This is a genomic window from Psychrosphaera aquimarina, from assembly GCF_032461525.1.
GTDB lineage: Bacteria > Pseudomonadota > Gammaproteobacteria > Enterobacterales > Alteromonadaceae > Psychrosphaera > Psychrosphaera aquimarina.
Map to the genome: position 1 here is coordinate 557,540 of NZ_JAWCUA010000007.1, position 13,053 is coordinate 570,592.

A 13,053-nucleotide genomic window follows, 5' to 3' on the forward strand; every position below is an offset into this window, starting at 1 on the left:
TTATTTAACCGTTAGTGGTAAATAAATAGTATAAGTAACCCCTTTATTCACTTCACTTTCAAGCGTAATGCGTCCTTGTAATGTGGTGGTGACCAGATTGTAAATTAAATGCGCACCTAACCCACTCCCGCCTTGGTTTCTCTTGGTGGTGTAAAACGGCTCAAATATATGTTTGATTTGATCTTCATTCATCCCTAACCCATCATCACGATATACCATGACAATCTCGTTATCATCTTGGGTGACACTGATATTGATATGCCCTTTACTTGTATCTGTAAAACCATGAACTAAACTATTTTGAATTAAGTTAGTAAGTACTTGTGAAATGGCTCCTGCAACCGACTCAAGCGTAACATCAGCTTCACAATCAACCGTGATTTCATGCGGCAAAGATTTAAACATAGGTTTAAGTGAGTGCAGTATTTCCTCTATGTACTGTTTCAAATCTAATCGTCTGATGTTCAAGCTGCCTTGGTCCACCGCCATTTTCTTAAAGCTATTGATTAAGTCAGCAGCCCGTAAACAATTTGACTCGATGATAGAGCAACTATCCCCCACATCTTCTAAAAATTCGGTAAGATCTTGGGCATTAAGTTGATTTTGCTTGAAGCTAGTTTGAACCCCTTTGGTTAAATGAGATAGGTTTGTGATACCTGTTACGCAAACACCAAGCGGGGTATTTATTTCGTGGGCAACGCCAGCAACGAGTTTACCAAGTGATGCCATTTTTTCTTTTTGGATCAACTCTTTCTGTGTCGCTTTTAATTGCGACATCGTACTCTCAAGTTGTTTGTTTTGTTTTTTAATAAGGCTGATATTTTGCCTGAGTTCTTGTTTTATCATTTGTTGTTCTAAAACAAATAACTTGTGGATGATCACGTTGGTAAGATGTGCGGCGACAAAAGTAAGTAACTTTAGATGCTCAACTGTGTAAATCGTATTTAAGCTGTAACTCTGTACAATTAACACACCATATATTGTATCGTTTTTTATAAAAGGTACGCCAATCCAACTTTCACTTAGAGTACCAAGTGCATACTCAATTTTACCTTGTTTCTGTAACTCAAGAATGTCGGCCTTACTTAACCTTTGTGGCTGCTTAGAATTAATTAAGTAAGACGTGAGGCCGGGGCCCAAAGGAACGGTTTGCCCAATAAACCTTTCTCCATCTTTCTCATCAACCACATAATCAAACGTGACTTCTTGTTTATTTTCATCATACAGTGCTATCGCAATATTCTTAATGTCCATTATTTTACTAATGGTCTTATGCACTTTTTGATATAAAACCTGCGGCGTTGCTTTTTGATTTAATAATTCACTAATGGTTAACAGCGCTTGGATGACAGCGTCATTGTGTTCGGTATTATTTTCTAGTTGAGTTTGAGTATCTGGAGACATAACTACAATTGATCCTCACCGGTTAACCTTTCGTTAATGGCCAGAAACTCATCTAAGTTTTGTAAAAATGCATCAACAACCATAGGGTCAAAGTGTTTTCCTTTTTCCTCTTCCAATAAAGTAATTATTGAATCTAATGGCCAAGGCTCTTTATAACATCGCTTATGTGCCAGCGCATCAAACACATCGGCCACAGCAACGATTCTTGCATAAATGTGAATTTCTTCGCCTTTAAAGTTATTGGGATACCCTGTACCATCATACTTTTCATGGTGTTGTTGCGAAATAATGGCAGCTGCCTGCAAAATAGGTAATTCAGAATCTTTAAGGATATCGTATCCAATCTGAGTATGTAATTTCATGATGGTAAATTCGTCTGACTCAAGCTTACCTGGTTTTAATAAAATCGAATCCGGTGTCGCAATCTTACCAACATCATGCATTGGCGTAGCTTGTTTAAGTGTGATGCAATCAAATTCAGACAGGTTAAGCTTTTGACCTAACAAGTAACAATAATCCGACATCCTCTTGATATGATTTCCCGACTCTTTAGAACGAGATTCCACCGCATTACCTAAACGTACAAGTAATTCTTCCTGAGTGTTGATGATATCTTGGTTTAATAAAAAGTTATCAAAGGCAATCCCAACACTTCTGCAAAACATGTTTAACATTTGAATGTCTATTTCATGGATATCTTCAAGGCTGATCCCGGTTAAATATAACAAGCTCGACTTTTCAGTGGTTGAAGGAAAATAAGCGACATAAATATTATCTTCAAAGATGCTTTCTTTAATTTTACTTGCTGTATTTAGTAGTTGTATCACCTGTGGGGTAAGTTCACTTTGCTCGGTATCTCCCACTTTCGCAATGAGATCATACCCCTGATTTTTTAATTTTGTACCGGCGCCTGCACCAACAGATACATTGACCAGCCCACCATCATTATCAATATGTAAAATACTCATCACTTGCTGTAACAAACCATCAAAAAATGTTTGTAAGTCCTTTCTTTTTAGCATGTCTGAGGTGGCTTCAATAACTTGTTCTAGTCCATGCCTAAACTTACGTTCATACTGACGAGAGTCTTCAACCGCAAGAAGATCACGGTAAGCTCGCAAAGCGGTAACAACGGTTGTAAATAACTTTTTGCGGTCGAGTTCTGTTTTTTGCTTATAGTCATTAATGTCGTATTCCATAATGACATCTTCCTCAGGCGCTTGACCCGGCTGACCGGTTCTAAGCACAATTCGACTGAATTTATTTTTTTGTTTCTCGTAACCATTTGGCAAAATCCAAACCTGCGTGATCGGTTTCCATCACAACATCTAGGAAAATTAGAGAAAATTCATTTTGTTGATTTATGATTTCTTTAGCTTGTAGGCTGTCGTAAGCACTAACAAATTCTAGGCGTTTCCCATCTAATTCAAACCGCTTTAGTGCCAATTTGGTAATAACGTGAATATCTTCTTCGTCATCAACAATTAATACTTTCCATGTAGGTTTGATATTATTCATTTCAGCAGAAGCGTTATTATTAAACAGCATAATGTCCTCTCATGTTTATAACTAACATGATCCTTGTTCAGATATTTAAAAAGTGGGTTGAATTACTTTATAGCGGTTAATTAAGGTTTAGTTAGAAAAGGTGGGAAAGTCAACATTAGCTAAAACTAATATTTATTGTTTTTTAATCAAATATCCATATTAAATAAGTGGTGATGACATAAACAAAGATTATACTGGCTAAGTAACCTCATATTCATTGACTGAAAACGATTCCACTAAATTAAAAATGGCTTGATTATTTCCAGCTTGCCTAAATGCTTTCAAGCTTTGTTTTGAATGCCAAAGTTCAAATATATTAACTCTATTTGGCTCAATTGAATCTGCGCAAACTGAAAAATCAATACAGCTTTCATTTGCTCTCGCCTGTAAAATAGCTTCGCAAGATTGAAGTAAGAACTCTTCACGGTAAGTTGGTTTAATCATTAAACTGCCTGCAACGATAATCGCCATCACGCCACCCAATATTCAAACAAAAAAGCAATAAATGTAAACTAGTGTAATTTGTTTTTTAAGGCAAAAAACAATTCGTTTTCTCGGTCTGCCACATTACAAATACCAAGTAAGTCATCGATAAAATAATTTAGCGCACGCTGCTCTATTTGTCTGATCAAAGATTGCTGCTCTGCCGTTAGCATGTGGTACATAGTCGCTGCACCAAAGTCACCAAATATAATATTAGCCTCATCATCAAACATAGTGTTGTGAGCGTATAAATCACCGTGACAAACTTGGTTATCATGTAAATGCTCAAACACATCTTCCATTTGCTCAACGATTTTAGCGATTTGTTTTATATTTAACGTAAAACCAGCAGGAAATCTATCTCGCGTACAAGTCTCTAAACTAGGAGGTAACCCCAAATTTGCAAAATGCTCAGGGATTAAATTCATGATCAAGGCCAAATAACCGTCATCATTTACTTGTGCCAAAGACTTAATCAAATTTGGATGATTACCTGTTTTTAAACAAACTTGTAATTCATCTTCCGGATAACCGTCGCTAGTCACTTGGCCTTTAAACACCTTTACCGCAATATTTTCAGGGAACTGCCATTGTTTATCTCGCCAACTGCCCCGTGAAATCACGCCAGATGCGCCCTGCCCCAATATATTGTGCAAAACAACACTTGATGCAGGTAAGATTGGAACATTGTCTACCTTAAGCGTAGAGCGACTAAAGGGATTACCTGAAAAAGCAAACCAAGCAAGCTTTGGTAAATTTAATAACTGAACCGGACAGTCAACTAAGTTATTAGCAGATATACGAACTAACTCAAGATTATGAAGCTTCGAAATAGTCAAAGGTAAATGCGTTAACTTATTGCCCGCTAATGCCAACTTTTGTAACTTTGGTCGCTCACCCAAAGAGTCAGGTAACTGCTCAATCTGATTTTCAGTTAATATCAACCAACGTAACTTAGCGGGTAAGGAGTTAGCAGGTACATGTTTAATTTGGTTTGCCTTAAAACCAATCATCTCCAAATTGTCACACCGACCAAGCACCTCTGGTAACGTTTCAAAGCCATTGTTTGAAGCAAAGATAATTTTAAGCTTCGTTAATTGCACTAACTCAGGAGGTAAAGTAGTTAGTTGATTATTGGATAAATCCAGCACTTCCAAACTATCCGCCAATGACAAGATCTCAAGTGGAAATTCAGTTAAGTCTTCAGACAGTGTTAACTTTTTAATACCAAGTAATTCACCTGATTTTAACTGTGCCAGCGTATGCATATTTATTCGGTTCCAATTTTAACAAGCTATTAACAATTAAGAGAGCGCTAGAAATGAAAAAGCCAGAAGGCTAATTTAGCAATTCTGGCTTTATTGGTTCTTAATGAACCTTGTAATGGTGCGGATGGAGAGACTTGAACTCTCACGCCTTGCGGCACAGGCACCTCATGCCTGCGTGTCTACCAATTTCACCACATCCGCAAATATTTTTTAGTTTACAGGTACGTCTGTAGACTTATTCTCTGCAGCTGGCGTTACTGGAACATCTGAGTCTGCATTATTGATTGCTGGCATATCAGTTTCAGGAGCTGTTGTTTTAGTTTCAACAGGAACTGAAAGGTCATTCCAATCGTCTTCAGCTTTGATTGTATTTGACGTCATGCCACCTAAGAAGATGCTGATGACAAAAAACAAGGTTGCTAATATAGCGGTTGTTTTAGTTAAAAAGTTACCAGAACCATTTGAACCGAATAAAGTTGCTGAAGCACCAGCACCAAATGAAGCGCCCATATCTGAGCCCTTACCTTGCTGGATTAACACTAAACCTATTAATGCTAAAGCGACTACTAAATAAACTACAATTAAAATTTCGTACATGCTTGTTTCCTAAGCTACTGCGTTTTCACAAATTTTCATAAAAGAGTCAACATCTAAACTAGCGCCACCTATAAGGCCGCCGTCGATGTTGTCACTACCAAATAATTCTTCACTATTGTCAGGGTTTACACTGCCGCCATATAAAATACGTGTTGTATTTGCCAGTTCATGATTATAACCAGCTAATATTTGGCGAATACCACTGTGAACATCTTCTGCTTGTTCACAACTGGCTGTTTTACCTGTGCCTATTGCCCAAACAGGCTCATAAGCAAAAACTAAACTATCAGAGAATGAAGGAAGTACATCTAATACTGCTTTAACTTGGCGAGTGATCACGGTTAAAGTTTCGCCTTGTTCTCTTTCTTCGTCAGTCTCACCTACACAAATGATAGGAATTAACCCGGCACTTAATGTAGCTTTTACTTTTTCTGCTACTACGTCATCCGTTTCACCAAACAAAGATCTTCGCTCTGAATGACCAACTATTACGTAATAACAATTAACATCACGTAACATTCTGCCGGAAACTTCTCCGGTAAACGCCCCTGATTCTTGGCTCGCTATATTTTGAGCTCCTTTTTGGATACTCGACGTTTCTTCACTTAAGTATACAAATGGAGGACAAATCACAGTTTCTACTTGTTCAGCGTCTAACGTTTGTAAACGTTCGACCATGTTTGTTAGTAGTTCTCGGTCGCCATTTAATTTCCAATTAGCTACAACTAGAGGTAATCGTGTGGACATTAAATCTCTCCTAGTTTTTAGGGGCGAGATAGTATCTAACCTCGCCAAAAGTTACAAGAGATGCTTGGTCTTATTCTTAGAAAATTATGCGAATTCCGTTACTTTTTGCGCTACTTTTTCTGCAACGCTTATTATCAAGTCAGAATCTTTGCCTTCAGTCATAACTCGGATCAAAGGTTCAGTGCCTGACTTACGAATTAAAATGCGACCAGCCTCACCTAATTCTACTTCAGCTTCGGCGATAGCAATTTTCACTTCATCTACTTCTAGTGGGTATTTATTGTCTGATACACGTATATTAATTAACTTCTGTGGGTATTTTTCCATGCCTGATTTTAACTCAGACAGGCTCATTCCAGTTTCAACCATAGCAGCAAGGACCTGAATGGCCGATACCACCCCATCACCAGTCGGAATATGTTCCAAATTAATAACATGACCTGAACTTTCACCGCCAATTGACCAGTTATTTTCTTTTAATAACTGCATGACATAACGGTCACCTACTTTGGCACGTTTAAACGGAATGCTTAGGTTTTTAAGGGCAACTTCTAAACCTAAGTTAGACATCAAGGTACCCACAACGCCGCCATTAAGTTTGCCCTGTTTTAAGGCGTGCCTTGCAATAATAAATACTAATTCATCACCGTCGACTTCAACACCATTTTCGTCAACCATAATGATACGGTCACCATCGCCATCTAACGCTAAACCAACATGTGCGTTTTCAGCTTTAACTATTTTTTGCAAAGCGGCAGTATGAGTCGCGCCGCACATTTTATTAATATTCAATCCATCTGGCTGATTGAAAATAGGGATGACTTTAGCACCTAGTTCTGAAAATACTTCTGGAGCAATGTGATAGGTAGCGCCGTTAGCTGAATCGACAACTATCTTCATGCCTTTTAACGTATCAGGGGCAAATCGGCTTTTACAAAACTCAATATATCGTCCCGCAGCATCGTTAATACGGAAGGCTTTACCTAAAAGCTCAGAACTAACACAAGTGATGTCTTGTTCTAATAAGTCTTCAATTTGATATTCAATCTCATCCGGTAATTTAGTGCCATCTTTTGAGAAAAACTTAATACCATTGTCATAATATGGATTGTGAGAAGCACTGATAACTATACCCGCATCGGCTCTGAAGGTTTTAGTCAAATAAGCAATAGCCGGTGTCGGCATAGGACCTAATAAACCAACATCAACCCCCGCGGCGATTAAACCGGCTTCAAGAGCAGTTTCAAGCATATAGCCAGATATACGAGTGTCTTTACCTATTAATACTTTTCTATTGCCATTTTCAGCAAATACTTTTCCTGCAGCCCAACCTAGTTTTAATGCAAATTCAGGGGTAATTGGTGGTTTACCAACCAAACCACGTATTCCGTCAGTTCCAAAGTACTTCTTACTCATTTTCTACTCCATATTTCATCGCATTAAATATACGAACAGCATGTTTGGTTTCTTCAACATCATGTACACGAACAATATCCGCACCATTGTTTAGCGCTAATGTAGCCGCAGCAATACTCCCGGCAAGGCGTTTATCTATATCAAGTTCGAGCAAGTTACCTATCATTGATTTACGCGATAGGCCAACTAATACAGGACATTCTAATTGTTTAAATTTTTCTAATTCAGCCAAGAGCTGATAATTATGTTTTAAGGTTTTACCAAAGCCAAATCCTGGGTCGATAATTATTCTGCTTTTATCTATACCTAAAGTGTCACAATGATCAATTCGCTCTGAAAAGTACGCCATTATATCATTAACTAAATTGCTGTATTGAGGATTTTTTTGCATGGTCCTCGGCGAGCCTTGCATATGCATAATACAAACTGGCACATCCGAGTCGGCAATAACCTTTAAAACGCCTTCACCTTCCAGCCCACAAACATCATTAATTAAATCAACACCTGCCGTTATCCCCGCTTGCATCACTTGCGCTTTACTTGTATCTAACGATACCGCACAACCAAAACGAGACTTTATCGCTTCTATCACAGGAATAACTCTATCTAACTCTTGCTCCACTGGCACTTCCGGAGCTCCAGGGCGAGTTGACTCACCACCGATATCAATGATGTCAGCACCTTGCTGAAGCATCAACTCAGTTTGCTGTAAGGCCATATCAAAGTTAGCAAAACGACCGCCATCAGAGAATGAATCAGGGGTTACATTGAGTATACCCATCACGAGAGGACGCGAGATGTTTTGAAGGTTAATTTTATTCATTTAGCTATTATTTACAGTTATATCATTTATATAAAAAAGGCTCCTTTCGGAGCCTTAACTAATTTGGGGCTAGCTAATTAGTCAGCAGATTTTGACTCTGGCTCATTAGCCGATGATGCTTTTGGCTCATCATCGTTTTTTGATTCTGGTTTAACTTCAGGCTTTTTGTCTTCAGTCCAACCAGCAGGTTCACGAACTTCAACTCTATCCATCAAATCATCAATTTGTTTAGCGTCAATCGTTTCATACTTCATTAATGCATCTTTCATTGTATGCAGTATGTCCATATTGTCTTTTAAGATTTTCTCAGCACGTTCATAGTTACGGTTAATAAATACTTTTATTTCTCCGTCAATAGCTTTAGCTGTCTCATCAGACATATGTAACGATTTAGAAGATGTACGGCCTAAGAATACTTCACCTTCTTCTTCAGCGTATAACATAGGTCCCATTTTTTCAGATAGGCCCCATTGCGTTACCATCTTACGAGCGATATCAGTTGCACGTTCGATATCGTTTGATGCACCGGTTGATACTTTATCAGCACCGTATATCAATTCTTCAGCGATACGACCACCATATAAAGAAGATATTTGGCTTTCTAAGAATTGTTTGCTGTGTGAGAAACGGTCTTTCTCTGGTAAGTACATAGTTACACCAAGCGCACGTCCACGAGGAATAATACTTACTTTATACACCGGGTCGTGATCTGGAACCATGCGACCAACTATAGCGTGACCCGCTTCATGATATGCCGTCATTTCACGTTCACTTTCGCCCATAACCATAGATTTACGCTCTGCGCCCATCATGATCTTATCTTTGGCTTTTTCAAAATCTTGCATATCTACTAAACGTTTATTACCACGAGCAGCAAATAGCGCAGCTTCATTAACTAAGTTAGCTAAATCAGCACCAGAGAAACCAGGAGTACCACGAGCAATATAACTAGGCTCTACATCATCAGATACAGGTACTTTACGCATATGTACTTTAATAATTTGTTCACGACCACGAACGTCTGGCAACCCTACCGTTACTTGACGATCAAAACGACCCGGTCTTAATAATGCTGGGTCTAGTACGTCAGGTCTATTTGTTGCAGCGATTACGATAATGCCTTCATTACCTTCAAAGCCATCCATTTCAACTAACATTTGGTTTAGTGTTTGTTCACGTTCATCATGACCACCACCAAGACCCGCGCCACGTTGGCGACCTACCGCATCGATTTCATCAATGAATATAATACAAGGTGCTGCTTTTTTAGCTTGTTCGAACATGTCACGTACACGTGATGCACCAACACCCACAAACATTTCTACAAAGTCAGAACCAGAGATTGCAAAGAAAGGTACTTTAGCTTCACCAGCAACCGCTTTAGCTAATAAGGTTTTACCCGTACCAGGTTGGCCTACCATTAATACGCCTTTAGGGATTTTACCGCCTAACTTTTGGAATTTCGCAGGTTCTTTTAAGTAATCAACTAACTCTTGAACTTCTTCTTTTGCTTCGTCACAACCAGCAACATCTTTAAATGTTGTTTTGATTTGATCTTCGCCCATTAAACGAGCTTTAGATTTACCGAACGACATAGCACCTTTGCCACCGCCGCCTTGCATTTGACGCATGAAGAATATCCATACACCAATCAATAGAAGCATAGGGAACCAAGATATTAAGATTTGTCCCAAAATTGAACGTTCTTCCGGTGGAACACCAACAACACGTACATTTTGTTTAATTAAATCATTTAATAAATCTGGGTCATATGGTGTTGGAATATAAGTTTCAAAACGTTCGCCTGAACGTCTTAATCCTGTCACTTTACGATCTTCGATTTTAACTTCACGGATCAGACCTTGCTGAACATCTTGAATAAATTGGGTGTAGTTTGAATTTGAATCTTCAACGCTGTCAGGCACTATATTTTGAAAAACCGACATCAAAACAACGGCAACAACCAACCACAACAATAAATTTTTTACCATATCACTCAAAGGGAAAACCTCTAGTCAAATAAATTAAAAGAAGATTACTATAATTTGTAACCTGTCGCCACCAAATACACTTCACGAGATCGTGCTCTTGAAGACTCTGGTTTGCGAATTTTTACTACTTTAAATGCTGATTTCACATCAGCCATGAATTGATCAAAACCTTCGCCTTGAAACACCTTTACCACAAACTTACCATTTTGTTTTAACACTTGATGACACATGTCTAAGGCTAATTCAACTAAATACATAGATGTTGCTTGATCAACGGTACCATTACCACTTAAATTAGGCGACATATCTGACATCACTAAATCTACATTTTTACCACCAATACGACTTAACAACGCATTAAGTACTGACTCTTCACGAAAATCACCTTGTAAAAAGTCAACACCCGCCATGGAATCCATTGGTAAAATATCACAAGCAACCACAGTTCCGTTATCACCTAATTCGTTTACAACGTATTGACACCAACCACCAGGGGCAGCCCCTAAATCCACCACAGTATCACCGGGTTTCATTAATTTATCTCTTTTTTGTAGCTCTTCAATTTTGAAATAAGCGCGAGAACGAAGTCCTCTTTTATTTGCTTCTTTTACGTATTTATCGTTTACATGTTCCTGCAGCCATTTCTTGCTACTGGCCGACCGACTATCTTTTGCCATGCTCTTTACCTAATAAAATGCGCTTATAAATTGGTAATAACCTAAAGGTGGGGTAGAATAACGGTAATTCAAGTAATTATCATTGTTAAATTTGTGACAAAATGAATCTTAGTAAAAAACAAATCCAATTTTTAAAGGGCGAAGCCCATTCTTTAAAGCCAGTTGTACAACTGGGTAATAATGGTTTCACTGAAGGCGTATTAGCTGAAATTGAAAATGCACTGGCTGTGCATGAATTAATTAAAGTTAAAATTCCAAGTGAAGACCGCGAAGAATTACAATTATACGTTGAAGCTATCGTTAGAGAAAGCAAAGCAGAAAAAATCCAATTAATTGGCAAGACGCTTGTTATTTTCAAACAAAGTGAAAACAAAAAGATTGAACTACCGAAGAAATAAATAATTTCTCCTGTAGTAACTAATAGAACCTGCTGATGCAGGTTTTTTTGTTTGTTCAAAATCTTACTTAATAATATTTACAGCTGTCCCTTTTGCCAATTTATATTTATTACGTCTTTAGGGGTATCTTTTTTCAATTAGGTCTTTCAAAATACAACTAGCTAATTAATGTTGCTTGTTTTCTAGCAAAGTAAATTTAAACATCAAAATAATAAGAACTCGTTAGAGCGAGAATAGGAGACATAGTGTCAGAATGGATCACCGTAATTCCTCCCCTACTGGCCGTTGCCATCGTATTGTGGAAAAGAGAAGTTATACTTGCATTATTAACCGCTATTTTTAGTTCTGAACTTTTAATACTGGTCACAAATTCCGACAGCTCAAATAGCCTAGCTGGATTTGCTATTGCTGGCATAGAACGCATCGTTAATGTATTTGCTGACGGTGGAAATACAAGAATCTTAATTTTCTCACTCATGGTGGGAGCATTACTCGCCTTTATGCGTTATTCCGGCGGTGTGATAGCTACCGTTAACTTTTTAGTTGAAAAAGGCTTAAGTGGCAATGCAAGACGTGCACGTTTTCTGGCTTTTTTCACTGGTGTATTTATTTTCATAGAATCGAATTTAAGTGTATTAATGGCGGGGATTTTATCACGAGGGTTATTTGATAAATTTAACATGAGTCGTGCTCGATTGGCTTATATTATTGATAGTACCAGTGCCCCTATTTGTATATTGTTATTACTTAATGGATGGGGCGCTTACGTGTTGGCCTTAATCGGTGGCTATGAACTAAATGACTCAACTGTCTATACTTTAATTCAAACTATCCCACTTAATTTTTATGCCTTAATTACGTTATCGATTGTGCTGTATACCATCATTGCTGATAAAACCCACGGCCCGTTAAAAGAAGCGGAAAAGAGACAATCTAAATCAACTCAGAGTATTGAGTTAGATATTGAACCATCAAAACCAAGATTTATGTTAGTTCCATTATTCGTGATGTCTTTATCTATGGTTGGCTTTATGTTCTTAACGGGCAATGGTAATTTCATTGAAGGTTCCGGTTCTAAGTCGGTTTTATATGCCACAGCTTTAGCTTGTATTGTTGCTTATGCCATGATGATAAGCACGAAGAAATTTAGCCATAAAAAAATGACTGAAATTGGTTTTTCCGGTATGTCAGAACTTCTACCTCTAGTGATGATAGTTTTATTTTCGTTAGCGTTAGGTGCCAGTTTAAAACAACTAGGAACAGGTATATTTATTTCTGGTTTAGTAGCTGAGTCGTTACCATACTTCTTAATACCAGCCGTGTTATTTATTGCCGGTGGATTAATTTCATTTTCTACAGGTACAAGTTGGGGGACGTTTGCCATATTGATCCCAATAGGTATGCCATTAGTGGTTAACTTAGGTTTACCTGCACCATTAATTTTAGCGGCAATATTAGGTGGTGGCGTATTTGGCGATCATTGCTCTCCAATATCAGACACAACTGCAGTCAGTTCAGTTGCTTCGGGTTGTGACTTACTGGAACACGTAAAGACACAATTACCTTATGCCTTAGTTGGTGGAGGTTTGACAGTAATCGCTTATTTAATAGCAGGGTTAGTAATGATCTAGATTGGTACATCTAAATCTAACACTTAAAAAAACGTTCAATTTGAAACGTTTTTTTTATGCCTAGAATTTA

The 13,053-nt window shown here is 38.0% G+C and carries 13 protein-coding genes and 1 tRNA gene; 2 read left to right on the forward strand and 12 right to left on the reverse strand.

Annotated features, from left to right (window positions below):
* The 12 genes from RT723_RS09050 to rlmE form a co-directional block, all read right to left on the reverse strand.
* Nucleotides 1-1,404, reverse strand: coding sequence for a GAF domain-containing sensor histidine kinase (locus RT723_RS09050; RefSeq protein ID WP_315946747.1), 1,404 nt, complete (start codon nt 1,402-1,404; stop codon nt 1-3).
* A 2-nt stretch (nt 1,405-1,406) separates the two neighbouring features.
* Nucleotides 1,407-2,696, reverse strand: coding sequence for an HD-GYP domain-containing protein (locus RT723_RS09055; protein ID WP_315946748.1), 1,290 nt, complete (start codon nt 2,694-2,696; stop codon nt 1,407-1,409).
* On the reverse strand, nt 2,665-2,952 hold the full coding sequence (locus RT723_RS09060; protein ID WP_315946749.1) for a response regulator: 288 nt from the start codon (nt 2,950-2,952) through the stop codon (nt 2,665-2,667). The genes RT723_RS09055 and RT723_RS09060 overlap by 32 nt, the downstream gene beginning before the upstream one ends.
* Nucleotides 2,953-3,150: 198 nt before the next feature.
* Entirely contained in the window at nt 3,151-3,423 is a 273-nt protein-coding gene (locus RT723_RS09065) for a putative quinol monooxygenase (protein WP_315946750.1), read from the reverse strand.
* Nucleotides 3,424-3,464: 41 nt separating this feature from the next.
* Nucleotides 3,465-4,703 carry a leucine-rich repeat-containing protein kinase family protein gene (locus RT723_RS09070; protein WP_315946751.1) on the reverse strand — a complete coding sequence of 413 codons (1,239 nt, stop codon included), beginning with the start codon at nt 4,701-4,703 and terminating at the stop codon, nt 3,465-3,467.
* A 116-nt stretch (nt 4,704-4,819) separates the two neighbouring features.
* Nucleotides 4,820-4,904: transfer RNA gene (locus tag RT723_RS09075), tRNA-Leu, on the reverse strand.
* A 9-nt stretch (nt 4,905-4,913) separates the two neighbouring features.
* Nucleotides 4,914-5,300, reverse strand: coding sequence for a preprotein translocase subunit SecG (gene secG, locus RT723_RS09080; protein WP_216054328.1), 387 nt, complete (start codon nt 5,298-5,300; stop codon nt 4,914-4,916).
* A gap of 9 nt (nt 5,301-5,309) precedes the next feature.
* Entirely contained in the window at nt 5,310-6,047 is a 738-nt protein-coding gene (tpiA, locus tag RT723_RS09085; RefSeq protein ID WP_216054329.1) for a triose-phosphate isomerase, read from the reverse strand.
* Nucleotides 6,048-6,131: 84 nt separating this feature from the next.
* Nucleotides 6,132-7,463, reverse strand: a complete 1,332-nt coding sequence (gene glmM, locus RT723_RS09090; protein ID WP_315946752.1) for a phosphoglucosamine mutase — start codon at nt 7,461-7,463, stop codon at nt 6,132-6,134.
* Complete coding sequence (gene folP / locus RT723_RS09095; RefSeq protein WP_315946753.1) at nt 7,456-8,286, reverse strand: dihydropteroate synthase; 831 nt, start codon at nt 8,284-8,286, stop codon at nt 7,456-7,458. The genes glmM and folP overlap by 8 nt, the downstream gene beginning before the upstream one ends.
* 77 nt (nt 8,287-8,363) lie before the next feature.
* Nucleotides 8,364-10,286 (reverse strand): ATP-dependent zinc metalloprotease FtsH, encoded by a 1,923-nt coding sequence (gene ftsH / locus RT723_RS09100; RefSeq protein WP_305849771.1) that lies wholly within the window; start codon nt 10,284-10,286, stop codon nt 8,364-8,366.
* Between the two features lie 38 nt (nt 10,287-10,324).
* Nucleotides 10,325-10,954 carry a 23S rRNA (uridine(2552)-2'-O)-methyltransferase RlmE gene (gene rlmE, locus RT723_RS09105; protein WP_315946754.1) on the reverse strand — a complete coding sequence of 210 codons (630 nt, stop codon included), beginning with the start codon at nt 10,952-10,954 and terminating at the stop codon, nt 10,325-10,327.
* 101 nt (nt 10,955-11,055) lie between these two features.
* Here rlmE and yhbY point away from each other — a divergent pair, with 101 nt between their 5' ends.
* Together yhbY and RT723_RS09115 are read left to right on the forward strand one after the other, a co-directional pair.
* Entirely contained in the window at nt 11,056-11,352 is a 297-nt protein-coding gene (gene yhbY, locus RT723_RS09110) for a ribosome assembly RNA-binding protein YhbY (protein ID WP_216054333.1), read from the forward strand.
* Nucleotides 11,353-11,597: 245 nt separating this feature from the next.
* Entirely contained in the window at nt 11,598-12,983 is a 1,386-nt protein-coding gene (locus tag RT723_RS09115; RefSeq protein WP_315946755.1) for a Na+/H+ antiporter NhaC family protein, read from the forward strand.
* The last annotated feature ends 70 nt before the right edge of the window (nt 12,984-13,053 follow it).

What these genes read in the sequence shown, in the direction of transcription:
- RT723_RS09050 (WP_315946747.1), bottom strand. Translation starts at nt 1,404, where the DNA reads ATGTCTCCAGATACTCAAACTCAACTAGAAAATAATACCGAACACAAT.
- tpiA (WP_216054329.1), bottom strand. Translation starts at nt 6,047, where the DNA reads ATGTCCACACGATTACCTCTAGTTGTAGCTAATTGGAAATTAAATGGC.
- folP (WP_315946753.1), bottom strand. Translation starts at nt 8,286, where the DNA reads ATGAATAAAATTAACCTTCAAAACATCTCGCGTCCTCTCGTGATGGGT.
- secG (WP_216054328.1), bottom strand. Translation starts at nt 5,300, where the DNA reads ATGTACGAAATTTTAATTGTAGTTTATTTAGTAGTCGCTTTAGCATTA.
- RT723_RS09060 (WP_315946749.1), bottom strand. Translation starts at nt 2,952, where the DNA reads ATGCTGTTTAATAATAACGCTTCTGCTGAAATGAATAATATCAAACCT.
- RT723_RS09070 (WP_315946751.1), bottom strand. Translation starts at nt 4,703, where the DNA reads ATGCATACGCTGGCACAGTTAAAATCAGGTGAATTACTTGGTATTAAA.
- RT723_RS09065 (WP_315946750.1), bottom strand. Translation starts at nt 3,423, where the DNA reads ATGGCGATTATCGTTGCAGGCAGTTTAATGATTAAACCAACTTACCGT.
- yhbY (WP_216054333.1), top strand. Translation starts at nt 11,056, where the DNA reads ATGAATCTTAGTAAAAAACAAATCCAATTTTTAAAGGGCGAAGCCCAT.
- rlmE (WP_315946754.1), bottom strand. Translation starts at nt 10,954, where the DNA reads ATGGCAAAAGATAGTCGGTCGGCCAGTAGCAAGAAATGGCTGCAGGAA.
- glmM (WP_315946752.1), bottom strand. Translation starts at nt 7,463, where the DNA reads ATGAGTAAGAAGTACTTTGGAACTGACGGAATACGTGGTTTGGTTGGT.